This is a genomic window from Streptomyces sp. NRRL WC-3618 (genome assembly GCF_001280005.1).
Classification (GTDB): Bacteria; Actinomycetota; Actinomycetes; order Streptomycetales; family Streptomycetaceae; genus Streptomyces.
Map to the genome: position 1 here is coordinate 19,629 of NZ_LGDW01000051.1, position 19,271 is coordinate 38,899.

The following is a 19,271-nucleotide window of genomic DNA, read 5'->3' on the forward strand; positions in this document are numbered from 1 at the left end:
CGGGGGAGGCATTGTGGAGGAATATGCGGGGCGGGTGCTCGCCGACCGCTATCGCCTGCCCCTGCCGCCGGCCGATGAGTTCGAACCCTCCGAGATCCGGGCCTTCGACACCTACAGCGGGCAGGAAGTCCTGGTCAGGCAGGTGCCGTTGCCCGAGGTCGTCGAGGCCGAGGTGCTCGACGCGGACGGGTTGCCGGACGGGTTCGTGGCACGGGACGGCCGGGCGCGAGGCGCTGCCGCGCGGTCCGCGGCCACTCGCCGACCCAGCGACCCGGCCGTACGACGGGCCATAGAGGCCGCGCAGGCCGCCGCCTCCATCCCTGATCACCCACGGCTCGACCAGGTGTTCGACGTGTTCGCGCAGGGGGGCTCGCTGTGGATAGTGAGTGAACTGGTGCCGGCCCGGTCACTGGGGTCACTGCTCGCTGAGAAGCCGCTGACGCCGTACCGCGCGGCCGAGGTGGCCGCCGACGTCCTCATGGCCCTGAGGGTGCTGCACGCCCACGGCTGGGTGCATCGCAACATCACCGAGCGCACGGTGCTCGTCTGTGACGACGGGCGGGTGATGCTCACGGGGCTGGCGGCCGGGGCCGCGGAAGAGGCCCTGTGCGGGTACGACCCGGTGCCCGGCCGGGACGCGCCGGGGGCGCCGGAGGACGCGAAGGGCGTCGGGGACGTGAGCACGGCGGTCGGTGGTCCCGTCGGGGGCGGTGCGGGGCATTCCGGTGGAAGCGGGGGCTACGGGGTTGCCGGGGGTACGTTCGCCGGGGATGCCGAGGCTGCCCGGCGGGCCGCCATCGAGGCGCGTACCGGGGCGGGTTCGGCCGACGGCCGTGGGTTCTCACCGGCTTCGTCGGCGGGTGCGCCGGGCGGGGCGAGGCCGCAGGGCTTGACCGCTGGTGCGGTCGGCGGGGATGCCGCGACGGACCCCGAGGCTGCCCGGCGGGCCGCCATCGAGGCGCGGGCCGGTGGTGGGGTGCCCGGGGCGGGCGCCGACGGAAGCAACGGAGAGGCCGCCGGGGGTGAGCGGCGGGCGTTGGAGACCGGCGGGGACATCCGGGCGGCGCGGGCCGGGGCGATCGCCGCGTATCGGGCGGGCGCACGGGCCGCGGCCCGGGTCCAGGAGGCCCAGCAGAGCGAGCGCGCGGCGCTGCCCGGCGCCCGGCCTTCGCTCGAGGCGGCCGGCGACACCGGCGGCGGTGCGTACGGCACCGGTGTGGAGCGGGCTCCGGCCACGCCGCCTCCGGGGCAGATCGCCGACCCCTACGGCGTACGGACGACGACTGCCTGGCACGGCGGCGCCGGTACTGCGGCGGGGGGCGCCGGGCAGGCGCGTGCTCTGCCGGCCGCAGGAAGCGGCGCCGTGCCGAGCAGGGTCGCCGACAGCGTTCCGCAGCAGCCCAGCCCACTCACGCACGGCCGGCCCCAGGGCCAGTCACCGTCGGCCGACCGCGTCCCCGGCCGGTCGGCGGGTCGCTGGGGTGACACGCCTGTCGCCGATGCGCCCAGGCGGGGGCCCGCCACCGCGCTGGCCGCCGAGCGGGCGCGGCAGGCCCGGATGGCTGTCGTCGGGGCGGTGACCGAGCGTTGGGCGCCCGAGCAGGCCGGTCCCGTGCATGAGAACTGGCAGCTGGCGCCGCCCATCGGCCCCGCGACCGACCTGTGGGCGCTCGGCGCGCTGCTCTTCAGGGCCGTACAGGGTCATGCGCCCTACCCCGAGGAGTCGACCGCCGAGCTGGTGCAGCTGGTGTGTGCCGAGCCGCCCGCCTTCGCGGAGGAGTGCGGTCCGCTCCGGCCCGTCGTGGAGTCGCTGCTGCGTCAGGACCCCACGGAGCGGCTCGACTTCGAGGAGCTGAACGGCTGGCTGCGCTCCCTCGTCCGGTCGGCGCCGGAGCCGGAGGCCGGTGCGCATCTCGTCGCCGCGCCGCCCACTGATCCGCGCCGGCTGCCGATCGTGCGGCGCCGGGGCGAGCTGGTGCGCAGGCGCCGGGCAAGCCTGCCCGCGACCGGTCCGCACGGCCGGCACAAGCGGGGCAGACAGGAGAAGCAGGCGCCGCGAAAACTGGGCCGCAACCTGCTCCTGCTGGTACTGCTGGCGCTGGCCGCGGCGATCGCGTACGCCATGTTCTTCATGCCGAAGGCCAAGGACGCAGCGCAGGACGGGCAGCGGACCGGTTCCGGCGGGGCGGTGACGGCCACGCCGGAGCAGTCCCCCGGCAACCCGGACGCGAGCAGTGAACCCCGGCCCGAGCAGACGTCGCCCGGCGGAGGGAAGGGCAACAGCGCTTCCCCGTCGGCCGGTCCTACCGGTTCGGCCGGTTCATCCGATGGGCAGGCGACCAACGGGTCCCATGCCGCCGCCGGTTTCACCGTGCGCAAGGACCCCGCGGGATTCCGGATCGCCGTCGCGGACGGCTGGGACCGGACGGGGAAGAACGGTCGCGGCCAAGTCGTCTACTCGCACGGCGCGTTCCAGCTCATCGTCGTACCGGGCCGTGACACGACAAAGGCGGCGGGCGCCGATCCGATGGCGTATCAGCGGGAGCGGGAGTACGAGTTGCAGCCGTTCCGCGACTCGACCTGGGCCACGTCCAGTGGGATGCGGACCATCGAGGTGGGCGGGCGGACCATGGCCGAGGGGCAGTTCACCTGGCAGAACAGCTCCGGCAGTGAGGTGTTCGTGCGCAATCTCGCGATCATCGTCGACGGGCGGTATCACGTGGTCCAGGTGCGCGGACCGGAGGCCGAGCTGGACGAGGTGACGCGCCTGTACGAACAGGCAACGGCCACCTACCAGTTCACCGGCTGACAGGGAGGGTCCTGTCCGGCGGGCGGAACCGTCACAGTGCTGTCCCCGTACGGCCCCCTGCGGTTCCCTCGGTCGAGGGCGCTCTTTAGGCTTGCCCCTGTCAAAACCATTGCGGGGAAACGTGAATCAGATGCAGGGCCTGCTCCTCGCGGGCCGCTACCGGCTCGTCGACGTCATCGGCAGCGGTGGCATGGGGCGGGTGTGGCGTGCGCACGATGAGTTGCTGCACCGGGCCGTCGCCATCAAGGAATTGACGGCCGCGCTGTATGTGTCGGAGAGCGAACAGGCCGTTCTGCTCGCCCGGACCCGCGCCGAGGCGCGCGCGGCGGCGCGGATCAACCATTCCGCCGTCGTCACCTTGCACGACGTACTCGACCACGACGGCCGGCCGTGGATCGTGATGGAGCTCGTCGAGGGCAACTCGCTGGCCGACCAGGTCAAGGACGTCGGTCGGGTCGAGCCGCGCGAGGCGGCCAGGATCGGCCTCTGGGTGCTGCGCGCGCTGACCGCCGCCCATTCCGCCGGCGTCCTCCACCGGGACGTCAAACCCGGCAATGTCCTCCTCTCCCACGACGGCCGCGTCCTGCTCACCGACTTCGGCATCGCGCAGGTCGAAGGGGACACGACCATCACCCGTACGGGAGAGATCGTCGGGTCGGTCGACTACCTCGCCCCGGAACGGCTGCGCGGCGAGGACCCGGGACCGTCCTCCGACCTGTGGGCGCTCGGCGCCACCCTGTACACGGCCGTCGAGGGCCGCTCCCCGTTCCGCCGCACCTCCCCGCTGACCACGATGCAGGCGGTCGTCGAGGACGAGCCCGCCGAGCCGCAGCACGCCGGTCCGCTCGCGCCCGTCATCACGGCCCTGCTCCTCAAGGATCCCGCCGTACGGCCCACAGCGGCCGAGGCCGAGCAGATGCTCGCGGAGGCGGCGGAGGGGCGACGGCCCCGCGTGGCCCAGCAGTACGTGCCGACGCTGCACGCCGGGGCGGTGCGGACGCCGGGGGAGGGCGAGGTCGGGACGTTCCGGATAGGCGGGGCGGCAGTCGGCTCGCCCACGCCGCAGCAGGGGACCGCCGTCGCTTCCGCCGCCCCGGGCAGGCCGTCTCGCCGGGGTCGTACGGTCGCCCTCGTGGTCGCGCTCGTCGTGCTGGTCGGCGGCGGTGTGGCGCTCGCGCTGCACCCGTGGAACACGGGGACGCGCAAGGCCGGTTCGGCTGCCTCGGCCGCTCCGTCCGGTACGCCGTCCACCACCCCTTCCGGCTCTGGCCCGGCCTCCGCCGGTGCGGGCGGGCAGGCCTCCGCCGTGCCGGGCGCCGTGCCGAAGGGCTGGGAGCGAGTAAACGATCCGGCCGGATTCAGCCTCACGCTCCCCAAGGGGTGGACGCGGACCGTGGACAACGGGCAGATCGACTACTCGCCCGACGGCGGCGAGCATTTCCTGCGGATCGCCATCGACGAGGACACGGACTTCGACGACCCCTACCTCCACCAACTCGACCTGGAACAGCAGCTCAAGCGGCTCAGCGAGTACAAGAGGGTGAGCCTGGGGGCGAATGTCTACCGCGACCGCAAGGGTTCCCTCTGGGACTTCACCTGGACGGCGCTCCCGAAGGACTCGCCCTTCCCGGGGCCTCGGCGGGCCATCGAGCAGGCGTATCTCGGCCGTGACGGAGCCGAGTACGTGCTCTACATGTCCGCTCCGGCGGCCGACTGGGTGACCGCGCGTGACCAGTTCACGGCGGTGCTACGAGGATGGCGCCCCACCTCCGGCTGACCGCACACGGGGCCTGCGCCCTGTCGTTTGGATCATCTCGGCGTCCGAAGGACAGGGCCCGACGGGCCTGATACGGCGGTTGTCGGTCATCCGGTGCCGGCCGTCCCGGAGTCCCGTCCTCCGGTGCGGCATGATGAGGCGCATGGGGACCGAGGGGGACAGCTTCCGTGTGATCGCCGGGCGGTACCGCCTGGAGGCGAGGGTCGGCCGGGGCGGCATGGGTGTCGTCTGGCGGGCCACCGACCAGCTGCTCGAACGGCGGGTCGCGGTCAAGGAGCTGACGCAGGACACCTCCCTCTCCACCGACGAGGCCCGGCTACGGCGGGACCGCACCCTGCGTGAGGCGCGCGCGGTCGCCCAGCTGAGCCACCCGCACATCATCGTCGTGCACGATGTTGTCGAGGACGACGAACGCCCGTACATCGTCATGGAGTTGATCGACGGCGGCTCGCTCGCCGACCGCATCTCCCAGCACGGCCCCGTCGACGCCGACGAGGCCGCCCGGATCGGCATCGCCCTGCTGGGCGCCCTCGGCACGGCCCATGCCGCCGGGGTGCTGCACCGGGACATCAAGCCCGCGAACGTGCTTCTCGAGGACGGCACCGACCGGATCGTCCTCACCGACTTCGGTATCGCCCAGGTCGCGGGCGCGACCACGCTCACCGAGACCGGCTCCTTCGTCGGCTCGCCCGAGTACACCGCGCCCGAACGGATGGCCGGTGTCAGAACGGGCCCGGAGTCCGACCTGTGGTCGCTGGGCGCGCTCCTCTGTACGGCACTGAGCGGCGAATCGCCGTTCCGGCGCGACTCGTTGGGCGGCATCCTGCACGCCGTCGTGATGGACGAGGTACGGCCACCGGCACAGGCCGCGCCGCTCCTGCCCGTCGTACGGGGGCTCCTCGAACGCGATCCGGAGCGGCGCCTCGACGCGGCGGAGGCGGAGCGGATGCTGCGGGCGTTCCGGGCGACCGGGCGGACACCGAAGCTGACGGCCGGGCACACTCCGGGCCGGCAGCAGACCCACACCCAGCGGCGAGCGGAATCCGGCGGCCGGGAGGCGACGCCGACGACGTTTCGGCGTACCGCCACGTCCCGTACGGCTGCCGTGGGCGCGCCGGACCGGTCGTCGCGGCCCTCGGGGCGCAGCGTGCTCGTCGGCGCGGTGCTGGTCGCGGCGCTGGCCGGGGCGGGGGTGTCGGCGGCGGCGCTGCTGATGCACCCGGGGGACGACGGAGGCCGTAGGCCGCAGAGCACGGCGACAGCGACAGCCACGGTGTCGGGGAAGAGCACCGCGACCGCGACCGCAACGGCAACCGCGTCCGGGACGGCAACGGCGTCGGTGCCCAGTGCCGCCGGACCTTCCCGTTCTTCCCGGACCGCTCCCTCCGGCTACCGCCTCGCCCACGACCCGCGCGGCTTCTCGCTCGCCGTTCCGGACGGGTTCACGCGCACCGAGCAGAAGGAGCGCGTCTTCTATCTGTCGTCGGGGGAGACCTTCCGGCTCGGCGTCAAGGTCATCGACCCCCAACCCGGCGGCCCGCTCGCGGTGATGGAGCGGGCCGACGCCAACGGGGCCTCCTCGAACCCGGGTTACCGCGACGGGCGGGTCACCGAGACGGTCCACGCCCAACAGGCCGCCGCGCTCTGGGAGTTCACCTGGGACGGCTTCAGCGCGGCGGAGGGGCCACGGCACACGTACGACCTGTGCTGGGAGGAGGGCGGGCGGATGTACGACGTATGGGTGTCGGCGCCCGTCGGCAAGGTGCGGGAGGCGAAGGAGTACTTCGACGTTGCCCTGGACACCTTCGTCGCCGGTGGGTGACCGGAAGGCGAGGGAGGCGGCCAGGTCAGAGGCGGAATGCCGCTCTGAGGAGCCCCGCCTTCCCGGTCCTGCCCACCCGCAGGGCGAACCCGCCGCCGGGACGGGCGACCGGCTTCGCGTGCCAGAGTCCGCTCCGCCGCCACCACGTGACCGTGCCCAGCCCCTTCGACGGCTGCGGCAGGGGCAACACTCGCTCCCCGAGCCGTAGTTCACCGCTCCACACGCCCGGTCCCAGCTCGGCGAAAGGCACCCGCACGGTGAACTGCTCGCCGTGCGGCGGCCGTACAGCGGTGAGGACCACCGTGGCACCTGGCTCCGCCGCGTTGCTCAGGTGCACGGTCAGCGCCCCGCGCGGATACGCGCCGAGTGTGCAGCGGCCGGTGATCAGCAGCTCGGTGGGCCGGCTCGCGTGCCAGCGGATGTCCCCGAACGCGATCCGCTTCAGCACCGGGTGCTTCCGCTCGCCGAGGTCGATCGTGTAGTTGCCGTACGGAACCGTCGTGTAGAGGGCGACGGCACGCCTGCCGCGTACGGTCTCCGTGATCCGTACGTCGGGACGGCCGGGGAGCCGGGCGGCCCGGCTGCTGCCTATGCGCACCTCGCGGGTGAGCCCCTGGGCGCCGAGGGCGAGGGAGATGTCCCACAGCCCGTCGTCGAGGGGCGCTCCGTCGGCGACGGTGTCGATGTCGATGTCCGCCTCGAACCCGGCCTTCTCGGCGCCGACGGACGGGGACGCGGCGGGTGTGACGGGTGTGACGGGTAGTCGGTACTCCGTTCCCGACTCCCGCTCGCGCAGGACGAGTTCGGTGGTGGCGTCGGCTGTCCGCGCCGGGTGCAGATACGCGTACCCGGCCAACCGCACCCGGGTGCCGCGCAGTTCGGCCCGCGAGACGTGGTGGCGTATCTCTGGCTCAGCCGACTGCGCTGACTCCGCCGATTCCCGCTCCTTTGGGGAATCCGTTTCGGGCACGGTCATCGTCACGTTCTCCAAACAGTGCGAAGGGTGAAAAGCGAATGTACGCGCCGTTATCGGGTATGCGTGCCGACTGGATCGTGAAGATACCGTGGCCCAATGGTGCCTTCAAGGTGAGTACGCAGTGATCATCCAGCTCAGGGGAGTGAGTCGGATCACCGTTTGAATGCCCGCTTTGTCCCGTCCGTGCACGGGCTGATGACGAACTCTGCTAAAACGTCGACATGGACATGGGGAGCGGCTTGGGTATCGAGCTGTTCGGGCGTGCGCACGCCCGGCAGCGCTGGGCGGCGCGCGGTGCGCTCGGAGCCGCCGGGCTGGCCGTGCTGGTGCCGATCGGGTCCGCCGGCCTGGGCAGTCTGCTGCTCGCGGCGGTCAGCGTGGGCGGGGCCGTGCTCACCGCCGCCGGCCTGTGGTGGGCCCTCGCCCGGCGCGGCTTCGTGCGGTGGTTGGGGGCACTGCTCGCCGTCGCCAGCCCCGTCGGCGTCGTCGCGGTCTTCGCCGCCGTCAAGCAGCTGGGCCCGGCGATCGCCTCCCTCGCCCTGTGGGGCGCCGCCGTGTGGGCCGGGAAATTCGCGCTGAGCAGCACCAGGTCCCATGTCGCGCCGGTCCGCGAGTACGAGACGCCCGCGCCCGTCCGGCCCTTCCTCCTCATGAACCCGCACTCGGGCGGCGGGAAGGTCGAGCGTTTCGGGCTGCGCGAGAAGGCGGAGCGGCTCGGCGCCCGCGTCCATCTCATCGACCCCGGCAAACCCGAACCCGAGGACGTCGTCGCCCTGGCCCGGGAAGCGGTCGCGGCGGGCGCGGATCTGCTCGGCGTGGCCGGCGGCGACGGCACCCAGGCCCTCGTCGCGGGCGTCGCCGCCGAACACGGCCTGCCCTTCCTGGTCGTGTCCGCCGGTACCCGCAACCACTTCGCCATGGACCTCGGTCTCGACCGGGACGACCCGGCGACCTGCCTCGACGCCCTCACGGACACGGGCGGGGTCGAGGTGAAGGTGGACCTGGGCTTCCTCGACAGCGGCGCCGGCGAAACGGACGGCGGCGCTACGGCGGACAGCCGCCCCTTCGTCAACAACGCCTCCTTCGGCGCGTACGCCTCGATCGTGCAGAGCCCCGCCTACCGCGACGACAAGGTCGGCACCACCCTGGAGCTGCTGCCCGAGCTGCTCACCTTCGAGCGCGGCGCGACGCTGACCGCCCACGCCTACCCGCAGGAGCGCAAACGGTCCGGGGAGACGGTCATCCAGGCGCCGCAGGCCGTGCTGGTCAGCAACAACCGCTACCGCATGGACGACTTCGTCGGCCTCGGCCGCCGTGAGCGCCTGGACGCCGGTGTCCTCGGGGTGCTCGCCATCAAGGTCGAGGACGCCGCCCAGGCCGCCGAACTGCTCCTCGGCCGGTACGCCACCGGCCTGACCCTGGCCACCGCCCGCGAGGTCGTCGTCGACGCCGACCTGCCCGAGATCGAGGTCGGTCTCGACGGTGAGGCCCTCGTCCTGCGCACCCCCGTCCGCTGCCGCGTCGAACCGGGCGCCCTGCGCGTCCGCGTCCCCCGCCACCGGCCCGGGGTGCCCGCCCCGACGCCCCCCATGGACTGGCGGCGGCTGCGCAAGCTGGCGGCGATGGTGGGCCGTACGGCGCTGCCCAGCCGTACGACGGAAGCGCTGAACCGGCGTCGACAGGCGTCGGACCCGCAGGGTAGGGATGGGGCATGAGCAACGAGGGGGAAGGCGGCGCGGACAGGAGCGGGGAGAGCGGCGGACGAGGGAACAGACGAGGGAACAAGGGTGACGAAGGGCGGCTGGTCGGGGGCCGGTACCGGCTGACCGAGCGCATCGGCTCCGGCGGCATGGGCACCGTGTGGCGGGCCCAGGACGAACTCGTCGAGCGTGAGGTCGCCGTCAAGCAGCCGAGGCTGCCGGGGGACCCGCAGGACGCCGCCCATCAGCGGATCGCCCACCGGCTGCACCGGGAGGCGCGGGCCGCCGCGCGCGTCGACCACCCCTCCGCCGTCTCCGTCCACGATGTCGTCGTCGAGGACGGACTCCCTTGGATCGTCATGGAGTTGGTGCGCGGAGAGTCCCTGCACGAGATGCTCCAGCGCGGTCCCCTCAAGCCCGCCGAGTCCGCGCGCATCGGCCTCGCCGTGGTCGGCGCGCTGCGCGCCGCGCACTCCGTCGGGATCGTCCACCGGGACGTCAAACCCGCCAACGTGCTGCTCGGAGCGCACGGCCGGGTCGTCCTCACCGATTTCGGTATCGCCCACATCATGGGCGAGGAATCCCTCACGATGAGCGGGGAGTTCGTCGGCTCCCTCGAGTTCATCGCGCCCGAGCGCATGTCGGGCCGGGGCGCCGGCCCCTCCTCCGACCTGTGGTCGCTCGGCGTACTCCTGTACGCGGCCGTCGAGGGCTGGTCCCCCTTCCGCCGTACGACCGTGGAGTCCACGCTCGCCGCGATTCTCTCCGCCGACCCGGTCCAGCCCCAACAGGCGGGCCCACTCGGCCCGTTGCTCGTGCGCCTGTTGATGAAGGAACCCGCCGAACGCCCCGACGCGGACGAGGTCGCCGCAGCCCTGGAAGCGGTCGCGAAGGGCTGGCCGTTGCCGAAGGCGCCGGAGCGCGAGGAGTCGACGAAGACTCAGGAGCCGTCAGGAATCCTGGAGTTCGCGGACGACTCGGGGACGGTACGGCTGAGGGCCGACGGCCCGGCATCCGAGCCCGGGTCGCCGTCCGAGGCCGGGGCCGCTTCCGGGTCCGTTTCCGCTTCCGGGCCCAAGACAGCCCAACCCGGCACACTCGTACCCGTACCGTCCGTACCCGGACCACTGGTACCCGTGGCCCCCGGCGCCGAGCTCTCTCCCGAGACCCGCGCCGCCTCGCTGCCCGCCCCCAGGCCGCCGCGTCGCCGACACCCCCTGCGGGTGGCCCTCGTGGTGCTGGCCGGCGTCGTCGCGCTCGTGGGCGGGGGCGTGCTGTTCGACGTCGAGACCGGCGGCGAGGGGTCCCCCGTCGCAGTGCGTGAGCCGCGCCGCACCACCCCGGACAACTGGCTGGCCCACGAGGAGAAGGACCTGAGGGCGGTCCTCGCCCTGCCCCGCCAGTACGTTCGTTTCCACGAGCAGGGTGACGCCGACGACCAGCCCCGGATGGCGCTCTACGACAACGACGGGGTCATCGATGTCCGCCTCACCCTGTGGGACAAGGCGCCCGGCTCGCCCCTGAGCCAGGCGAAGGAGGCCGCCGACATCTGGTCGGGATACGGCCAGTCGACCACCCGGTACACCGACACAACCGTTGGCGGATACCAGGCAGTTCAGGCCGACACCACCTACGAGACCGAGCGCAGGGTCATCCGGGTCATGCAGGTGGAGATCCTGACCGACGACGGCAGGCTCTACGAGCTGCGCGTCGACATGCCCAAGGGGACGCCGAACGAGAAGCGGGGGGCGGACGTCTTCCAGGGGGCGCGTGACCGGCTCGAAATCGACAGGAAGTGACCCGCGTCTCCCCGGTCGGCTCCCGGCCGGGGAAAAGTGATTCATCCCGTCGTACCCGGGGGCGCGCGCGACGCCCAACGCCCTGATCAGCGGATTCGTTGCCAGTACTCACTGGCGGCATGTCGCCGGGGGACGGCACCGTTGTGCGTAGCCGGTGAATCCGGGTTACCCCTGGGTACCCAAAGTCTCCGAGTCCGTCATACCCTGCGGCTCATGACGGACTCGCAGGCCCCGGTAAAGCCCGGCACCGACACCCCCACCGGTACGAACCCCCTGGCCCCCGCGCCCATAGGCGCCCGCACCGCCGCCGACGTGGTCACCCCCGAGCTGGTCGCCCAGCTCACCAAGGGTGTCGTCGGCTCCGGTCGCACCGCCAACCACACCCCGTTCACCGGCGAGAAGCTGGCCGACCTGCCCGAGTCCACCCCCGAGGACGTGGAGAAGGCGTACGAGCGGGCCCGCGCCGCCCAGGCCGTCTGGGAGCAGACCCCGGTACGGCAGCGCGCCGCCGTGCTGCTCCGCTTCCACGACCTGGTGCTGGCACGACAGGCCGAAGTCCTCGACCTCATCCAGTTGGAGACCGGCAAGGCCCGCCTGCACGCCCACGAGGAGGTCCAGGCCGTCGCCGTGGCCGCCCGCCACTACGGCCGCATGGCCCCCCGGTACCTGAAGCCGAAGCGGCACGCCGGCGCGATGCCCACGCTCACCAGGGTCACCGAACTGCGCCACGCGCGCGGGGTGGTCGGGCAGATCTCCCCTTGGAACTACCCGCTGGAGCTGTCGATCGGCGACGCGATCCCGGCGTTCGTCGCGGGCAACGCGGTCGTGATGAAGCCGGACACGGAGACCTGCCTGACGGCACTGTGGGCCCGGGACCTGCTCATCGAGGCCGGCCTGCCCGCCGATGTCTTCCAGGTCGTCCTCGGCGACGGCCCGGTCATCGGCCCCGAGGTCGTCAAGCACGCCGACTACGTCTCCTTCACCGGCTCCACCCGCACCGGCCGCGAGGTCGCGCAGGGCGCCGCCGCGCGCCTGGTCGGCGTGTCGCTCGAACTCGGCGGCAAGAACGCCATGTTGGTCCTGGACGACGCCGACATCGAGAAGGCGGCGGCGGGCGCCGTCCGGGCCTGCTTCTCCTCGGCCGGCCAACTCTGCATCTCCATCGAGCGGTTGTACGTCCACGAGTCGATCGCGGACGCGTTCGTCGAGCGCTTCGCCGCCCGCACGAAGGCGATGCGGCTCGGCAAGTCCCTTGCGTACGGCGCCGACATGGGCTCGCTGGTCGGCGAACGCCAGCTGGAGACGGTGACGCAGCACGTCGACGAGGCGGTCGCGAAGGGCGCGAAGGTCATCGCGGGCGGCACCGCCCGCCCGGACATCGGCCCGTACTTCTACGAGCCGACCATCCTCGACGGCGTCGAGACCCCGATGGCCGTCTGCTCGGAGGAGACCTTCGGCCCGGTCGTCTCGATCTACCGGTTCACGACCGACGACGAGGCGGTGGCCCTCGCCAACTCCACGCCGTACGGCCTGAATTCCTCGGTCTGGACGAAGAACGGCGCCCGTGGCCGCGCCGTCGCCGCCCGCGTGCGCTGTGGCACGGTCAACGTCAACGAGGGCTACGCGTCCGCCTACGGCAGCGTCCAGTCGCCGATGGGCGGCATGAAGGACTCCGGCCTCGGCCGCCGCCACGGCTCCGAGGGCATCCTCAAGTACACCGAGGCCCAGACGGTCGCCCAGCAGCGCCTGCTGCCGATGGGCCCCGCCCTGGGCATGGACGACGAGAAGTACGCGGAGTTCATGAGCCGGAGCCTCAAGGTGATGAAGGCGCTGAGGCTGCGGTAACCGACGTTTTTCTGTTCTCGACGAGGAGAGCACGTGCCGTACGACCACGACGACGACCATGGGTACGACCGCGACCATGAGCACGACCGCGACCATGGGTACGACTACGACGTCATCGTCGTGGGCTCCGGCTTCGGCGGCTCCGTCACCGCCCTGCGCCTGACCGAGAAGGGGTACCGGGTCGGCGTACTGGAGGCGGGCCGCCGCTTCACGCGCGAGACGCTTCCCCGGAACTCCTGGGACCTGAAGAACTACCTGTGGGCGCCCAGGCTCGGCATGTACGGCATCCAGCGCATCCATCTGCTGGGCAATGTGATGGTGTTGGCGGGCGCGGGTGTCGGCGGAGGTTCGCTGAACTACGCCAACACCCTCTACGTACCGCCGAAGCCGTTCTTCGACGACCCCCAGTGGCGTGACATCACGGACTGGCAGGAAGAGCTCCGGCCCTACTACGACCAGGCCCGGCGCATGCTCGGCGTACGGCTCAACCCGACGATGACCCCGTCCGACGTCCATCTGAAGGCGGCGGCGGAGCGGATGGGCGTCGGCGACACCTTCCACATGGCGCCGGTGGGCGTCTTCTTCGGGGATGGCGAGGACGCGGAGGGCGCGGTGCGGGCGGCGCCGGGGGAGCGGGCCGCCGACCCCTACTTCGGGGGCGCGGGGCCCGCCCGTACGGCGTGCACCGAGTGCGGTGAGTGCATGACGGGCTGCCGGCACGGTGCGAAGAACACCCTCAACGAGAACTATCTCTACCTCGCCGAGAAGGCGGGCGCGGTCGTCCACCCTCTGACGACGGTCGTGTCCGTCACGGACGACTCGCGCGGCGGCTACGCGCTGGCCACCCTCCCCACGGACAGGAAGAAGAGCGGGGGGCGCACCTTCACGGCCCGCCGCGTCGTCCTCGCCGCCGGTACCTACGGCACCCAGACGCTGCTGCACCGGATGAAGGCGGGCGGCCAACTCCCTTACCTGTCCGACCGTTTGGGCGAGCTGACCCGTACCAACTCGGAGGCGCTCGTCGGCGCCCAGACCGACAACCGCCGCTACCGCAGGGCGACCGGGCAGACGAAGGTCGACTTCACCCGAGGCGTCGCCATCACCTCATCGGTCCACCCCGACGAGAACACCCACATCGAACCGGTCCGCTACGGCAAGGGATCGAACTCGATGGGCGGCCTGTCGATCCTCCAAGTCCCCTACGCGGAAGGCTCGTCGAGAGCGCTGGGCTGGCTGGCGAACTCCGCCCGCCACCCTCTCCTCGTCCTCCGTTCGATCTCCAACCGCCGCTGGTCGGAACGCACCATCATCGGGCTGGTGATGCAGTCCCTGGACAACTCCCTGACCACCTATCTGAAGCCGAAGGGTGCGGGCAAAGGTCTTTTGACGGCCCGTCAGGGTCACGGCGCGCCCAACCCCAAGCAGATCAGGGCGGCGACCGAGAGCGCGTCGGCGATCGCCGCGGAGATCAACGGCTTCGCCGGCAGCAACGTGGGCGAGCTCATGGGCATGCCGCTGACCGCCCACTTCCTCGGCGGCTGCCCGATCGGCGGCTCACGGGAGACGGGCGTGATCGACCCCTACCACCGCCTGTACGGCCACGCGGGCATCTCGGTGGTCGACGGCGCCGCCGTCTCCGCGAACCTGGGCGTCAACCCGTCCCTCACGATCACCGCCCAGGCCGAACGCGCGATGTCGTACTGGCCGAACAACGGGGAGGCGGATCCGCGTCCGGCCCAGGGCGCCGCGTACGAGCGACTGAAACCGGTCGAACCGAAGGCACCGGCGGTCCCGGCGGAGGCGTTCGGCGCCCTGCGCCTGCCGTTCCTGGGGATCCCGACGGTAAGGCCCACGGACGACAGGAGAAAATGAGAGAAGGACCCGCGCCCCCCTCCGAGCGCAGGTCCCTCTCTGGTTCGTGCCGGAGGCTTACGCCTCCGTGTCCGCCTTCCGGCGACGCATCGCGAACACCGCGCCCGCACCGGCGACGACGGCGACACCGCCGACCAGGCCGATCATCGGCAGGGCGGAGCTGGAGCCGGTGTCGGCGAGGTTGCCGGTCGGCAGGGCGGTGACGTCACCCTGGGGCTTGTGGACCGAGTCCTTGGGACCGTTGCCGCTCGGCGTGGCCGTACCCGGGTCCGTGTTCGGGGCGCCGGCCTTCAGAACGCGGAAGTCGTACTGGGCCCAGCCTTCGGCGATGCATTCCTGGCCGTCGACGTTGTCGATGTATGCGCCGGAGCCGAAGGAGTAGGCGTCGCCTGCGGGGGCCTCCTTGGAGACGCTGATGCGCAGATCGACGGACTGGCTGGCCTTGGCCTTGAGCTTGTCGACGTAGAAGAAGTAGTCGCCCGCCCAGTCGTCGTTGCCGATCCGGTCCCAGGCGCCGGTCTCGGGGTTCTTGAACTCCAGGTCGACGTACGGGCTCAGGAACTTCGCCTCGTCGATCTCGTAGTTCTCGACCTCGGCGTAGAAGGCGACGTGCTTGATGTCGGCCGCCGAGTCGTTGGTGACGACCAGCTTGAAGTCGTGGAAGCCGTCGCCCGCGACGATCTTGCCCGGCAGGCCCTTGATGTCGGCGGACACCTGCGCGTCGCCGTAGTTCTCGTCGAGGTCCTCGCAGAACGGGACGTCCGGGTCCGACGGCTGCTCGCTCGGCTCGGCGGAGACCGAGGCGGAGGCGGACAGGGACGGGGAGGGCGAGGCGGAGTCGCTCGTGCTCGAGCTCGGTGAGGCGCTGCCCGACGACGGCACGTCGGACGGCAGAGCGGTGTCGGACGGCGCGGGGTCCGTGGGGGTCGCCGAAGCAGTGTCGCTCGGGGTCTGCGAGGGCGTCTCGGTGACGGCCGTCTCGGTCGGCGTGGCCGACGGCGACTCGTCGGCGAACGCGGCGGGCGCGGACAGCAGGGCGAGCGGGGCTATGACGGCAGTCGCCGCTGCGGCGGCCATGGCACGGCGAAGCTTCATCAAGACCTCAAGACCTCAGGACAATCGAGCTGAGGGGCACGGACGTGGCCCCTGGTTCTGAACGTGTGACATGTGTCGGCTGTGAATGGTTGCTCTTCACTCACAGAAAATTTATGTGTACTGGGTCACATTTCGAGGTGGCGAGGGTGAGGGGGGTGTCGAGCCGTCTTCGGCCGCCGGACATGGCACCGGACATGGCAATGGCAAAGGGCCCCGCGGGGCGGAGCCGCGGGGCCCTTTCCGTCAGCACCGGCGTCAGGGCAGCGCCGGTGCCTGGGGGAAGCGGCGCCGGGGGGTTGCGCCGCATTGATGGTCTGAACCAATGGCAGTCGGGGATCGCAAGGCAACGCACTTGCCTGCCAAGGGGCTTGGGTTTGTTCTTGCATCGTGCTGGAAGGTCACGCGGTACGCAACCTTTTGACCCGGGCTCGTACTTTTTGGGCCTTGTGCTGCAGTCGACTGAGCTGTGCCGGTCGGCCCCGGGCGTCCCCGGGGCCGACCGTTCTCTGGGGTGACCGGGCTGCTGTCCCCTGCCGTCCGGTCACAACCCTGGAGCCACGCGTGGTTTGTGCGGGCCCGCCCCTGGCTGGCACGGACACCGGTACCAACGAAGAACGCCTACGGCGGTCACGCGCCGGACGGGTGAGACGGTGCCCGAACTCAGATACGACCCCGGCACAGCTCCAGCAAGGTCATCGCGAGGGAGGTGCCGGGCCGGCCCAGCGCGTCCCGGTAGTGCCCGAGGACGTCCATCTCGCGGGACAGGTTCACGCGCCGCCCGCCGGAGGCGATCCGCGAGTCCTGGATCACGGCGGACACGGCCATCCGTTCCTGGACGAGACCGATGATCCGGTCGTCGAGCGCGTCGATGCGTTCCCGTGCGCCGGTGATCACGTCGGCGGCCTCGGAGGTACGGGCACCGGTCACATCGAGAGAGGTCGTGGATGTCATAGAGGTCATCTCGGGGCTCCTTGTGGGAAGGGTGCCCCGGACCGGCAGGACCCGGAAACGACAGACGCCCCGGGCCTTGTCGGCCTGGGGCGCCTGGGAAGTCGCTTGTCAGTTGCTCAAGCAGCACGACCATGGCAGCCGGTGGGCCGGTTGCCATAGGTAAAGAGGAAGGTCGGGTGCGTGAGCATGGGGGTCAGTATGCACGGGGCGGGACGCCTTTCCAAGGCGGTATTTTCTTCAGCTTTTTTCAGCGTCGGCGGGCATCCTCAGCCTGTCCGGCGTTTGAGGACAAGGCCCGTTCAGGGCCGAAGCGGGGGCCCGGGGGGCGGGCAGCCCCCAGCGACGGCGAGGTGCCCCACGCCCACCCCGGTAGAATCGGAGGCACAGACCGCCGCCCAACCGCCGGAAGGCCCCCGTGTCAGCAGCGACCCCCGCCCCCGACACCGTCCTGGTCGTCGACTTCGGTGCGCAGTACGCCCAGCTCATCGCCCGCCGAGTCCGCGAGGCCCGGGTCTACAGCGAGATCGTGCCGAGCACCATGCCGGTCGAGGAGATGCTCGCCAAGAACCCCGCGGCGATCATCCTCTCCGGCGGCCCCTCGTCGGTGTACGCGGAGGGCGCCCCGCGCCTGGACCGCGCGATCTTCGAGGCCGGCGTCCCCGTCTTCGGCATGTGCTACGGCTTCCAGCTGATGGCGACCACCCTCGGCGGCACGGTCGACAACTCCGGAGCCCGCGAGTACGGCCGTACGCAGCTGACCGTGACCAAGCCGTCCTCCACCCTCTTCGAGGGCACCCCGGCGGACCAGTCGGTGTGGATGTCGCACGGCGACGCCTGCTCCGCCGCCCCCGAGGGCTTCGCGGTCACGGCGTCCACGGACGTCGTCCCGGTCGCCGCCTTCGAGAACGACGAGAAGAAGCTGTACGGGGTCCAGTACCACCCCGAGGTCATGCACTCCACGCACGGCCAGCAGGTCCTCGAACACTTCCTCTACCGGGGCGCGGGCCTGACCCCGTCCTGGACCACCGGCAACGTCATCGACGAGCAGGTGGCGCTGATCCGCGAGCAGGTCGGCGACAAGCGCGCCGTCTGCGGCCTCTCCGGCGGCGTGGACTCGGCGGTCGCCGCAGCCCTCGTACAGAAGGCCATCGGCTCCCAGCTGACCTGCGTCTACGTCGACCACGGCCTGATGCGCAAGGATGAGACCGAGCAGGTCGAGAAGGACTTCGTCGCCTCGACCGGCGTCACGCTGAAGGTCGTCGACGCCGAGGAGCGGTTCCTGAACGCGCTCGCCGGGGTCTCCGACCCCGAGGAGAAGCGGAAGATCATCGGGCGCGAGTTCATCCGCGTCTTCGAACAGGCGCAGGCCGAGATCATCGCGGACGAGGGTCCCGAGGTCGCGTTCCTGGTGCAGGGCACCCTCTACCCCGATGTGGTCGAGTCCGGTGGCGGTACCGGCACCGCCAACATCAAGTCCCACCACAACGTGGGCGGGCTGCCGGAGGACCTCGAGTTCGAGCTGATCGAGCCGCTGCGCAAACTCTTCAAGGACGAGGTCCGGATGGTCGGCCAGGAACTCGGCCTGCCGGAGGAGATCGTCCAGCGCCAGCCGTTCCCCGGCCCCGGCCTCGGCATCCGCATCGTCGGCGAGGTCACCAAGGACCGCCTCGACCTCCTCCGCGAGGCCGACGCGATCGCCCGCGAGGAACTCACCGCAGCCGGCCTCGACCGCGACATCTGGCAGTGCCCGGTGGTCCTCCTCGCGGACGTGCGCAGCGTCGGCGTCCAGGGCGACGGCCGTACGTACGGCCACCCGATCGTCCTGCGCCCGGTCTCCTCCGAGGACGCGATGACCGCCGACTGGTCCCGCCTCCCCTACGAGGTCCTGGCGAAGATCTCGACGCGCATCACCAACGAGGTCGCCGACGTCAACCGCGTCGTCCTCGACGTGACGAGCAAGCCGCCGGGCACCATCGAGTGGGAGTAGTCCCGCAGGTGGTGCGGCTCAGGTACGCCTGAGCGTGCGCACCGGCTCTCCGGGCTGCCAGACCTGGACGACCAGATACGTCTCGTCCTCCACGTACGTCCGCACGACCTCCGTCAGCTCGGTACGGAAGAGGTGGAACGGCTCCGGCGGTTCCACCTCTTCGGCGTACGCGGCCTTGGCGGCGGAATCCTCGACCTCGTACGCCCGCCCGCTGATCCGCACATCGCCGCCGCTCATGTCCGTCCCCGGGCCGGGGTTCGCCTGGAGGGCGAAGCGGGGGTCGCGGCGCAGATCCCGCGCCTTGAGCGAGTCCGGCATCATGCCGAGCCACAACTCGCCGTGCAGGAAGCGGACTTCGATTCCGGACGTGCGAGGCGAGCCGTCCTTGCGGAGGGTGGCGAGGGTGTGGTGGGTGAAGGCCCGGAAGCGTTTCTCGGCGGTTTGGGCTAGGTCGGGTTCCGCGGTGGTGAATACTGCCCAGTTCATGGAAACGAGTCTGACGCGAATACCCGACATCCTCTGACGTGTATGGGCCGGATTCTCGCCGGTTTCTCGCCGATGTCGCGTCGGCCTTTCGGCTCCCTGGCCCGGATATCTCTTTCATCTCTTCGCAAACATCCCTGTTCTCCTGCGCGGAC

Annotated in this window: 12 protein-coding genes; 8 read left to right on the forward strand and 4 right to left on the reverse strand. The window is 71.4% G+C overall.

Annotation, left to right across the window (positions count from 1 at the left end; genetic code table 11):
* The first annotated feature begins 13 nt into the window (after positions 1-13).
* The 3 genes from ADL01_RS07430 to ADL01_RS07440 all read left to right on the forward strand — a co-directional run bounded on the left by ADL01_RS07430 (position 14) and on the right by ADL01_RS07440 (position 6,408).
* Complete coding sequence (locus ADL01_RS07430; protein WP_063783477.1) at positions 14-2,809, forward strand: protein kinase; 2,796 nt, start codon at positions 14-16, stop codon at positions 2,807-2,809.
* Positions 2,810-2,939: 130 nt separating this feature from the next.
* The gene (locus ADL01_RS07435; RefSeq protein ID WP_053741101.1) at positions 2,940-4,586 is read left to right on the forward strand and encodes a serine/threonine-protein kinase; all 1,647 of its coding nucleotides are present in this window, start codon (positions 2,940-2,942) and stop codon (positions 4,584-4,586) included.
* A gap of 142 nt (positions 4,587-4,728) precedes the next feature.
* Positions 4,729-6,408 (forward strand): serine/threonine-protein kinase, encoded by a 1,680-nt coding sequence (locus ADL01_RS07440; RefSeq protein ID WP_053741102.1) that lies wholly within the window; start codon positions 4,729-4,731, stop codon positions 6,406-6,408.
* A gap of 25 nt (positions 6,409-6,433) precedes the next feature.
* Here ADL01_RS07440 and ADL01_RS07445 read toward each other — a convergent pair whose 3' ends face one another.
* Complete coding sequence (locus ADL01_RS07445) at positions 6,434-7,384, reverse strand: hypothetical protein (RefSeq protein WP_053741103.1); 951 nt, start codon at positions 7,382-7,384, stop codon at positions 6,434-6,436.
* 239 nt (positions 7,385-7,623) lie between these two features.
* Between ADL01_RS07445 and ADL01_RS07450 the strand changes: the two genes are divergently transcribed.
* From ADL01_RS07450 to ADL01_RS07465, 4 genes are all read left to right on the forward strand, one after another.
* On the forward strand, positions 7,624-9,099 hold the full coding sequence (locus tag ADL01_RS07450; RefSeq protein ID WP_053741154.1) for a diacylglycerol/lipid kinase family protein: 1,476 nt from the start codon (positions 7,624-7,626) through the stop codon (positions 9,097-9,099).
* The gene (locus ADL01_RS07455; RefSeq protein WP_078960371.1) at positions 9,096-10,883 is read left to right on the forward strand and encodes a serine/threonine-protein kinase; all 1,788 of its coding nucleotides are present in this window, start codon (positions 9,096-9,098) and stop codon (positions 10,881-10,883) included. The genes ADL01_RS07450 and ADL01_RS07455 overlap by 4 nt, the downstream gene beginning before the upstream one ends.
* A 213-nt stretch (positions 10,884-11,096) precedes the next feature.
* Entirely contained in the window at positions 11,097-12,728 is a 1,632-nt protein-coding gene (locus ADL01_RS07460) for a succinic semialdehyde dehydrogenase (RefSeq protein ID WP_053741104.1), read from the forward strand.
* Positions 12,729-12,848: 120 nt separating this feature from the next.
* Positions 12,849-14,600 (forward strand): GMC family oxidoreductase, encoded by a 1,752-nt coding sequence (locus tag ADL01_RS07465; protein WP_324614583.1) that lies wholly within the window; start codon positions 12,849-12,851, stop codon positions 14,598-14,600.
* 57 nt (positions 14,601-14,657) lie between these two features.
* Here ADL01_RS07465 and ADL01_RS07470 read toward each other — a convergent pair whose 3' ends face one another.
* Both ADL01_RS07470 and ADL01_RS07475 read right to left on the reverse strand, forming a co-directional pair.
* Complete coding sequence (locus ADL01_RS07470) at positions 14,658-15,695, reverse strand: LAETG motif-containing sortase-dependent surface protein (RefSeq protein ID WP_053741105.1); 1,038 nt, start codon at positions 15,693-15,695, stop codon at positions 14,658-14,660.
* Positions 15,696-16,355: 660 nt separating this feature from the next.
* Positions 16,356-16,646, reverse strand: a complete 291-nt coding sequence (locus ADL01_RS07475) for a chorismate mutase (protein WP_053741106.1) — start codon at positions 16,644-16,646, stop codon at positions 16,356-16,358.
* A gap of 415 nt (positions 16,647-17,061) precedes the next feature.
* Between ADL01_RS07475 and guaA the strand changes: the two genes are divergently transcribed.
* The gene (guaA, locus tag ADL01_RS07480) at positions 17,062-18,633 is read left to right on the forward strand and encodes a glutamine-hydrolyzing GMP synthase (RefSeq protein ID WP_053741107.1); all 1,572 of its coding nucleotides are present in this window, start codon (positions 17,062-17,064) and stop codon (positions 18,631-18,633) included.
* Between the two features lie 18 nt (positions 18,634-18,651).
* On the opposite strand, the gene ADL01_RS07485 is transcribed toward guaA, so the two are convergent.
* Entirely contained in the window at positions 18,652-19,119 is a 468-nt protein-coding gene (locus tag ADL01_RS07485; RefSeq protein ID WP_053741108.1) for a pyridoxamine 5'-phosphate oxidase family protein, read from the reverse strand.
* Positions 19,120-19,271: the final 152 nt, after the last annotated feature.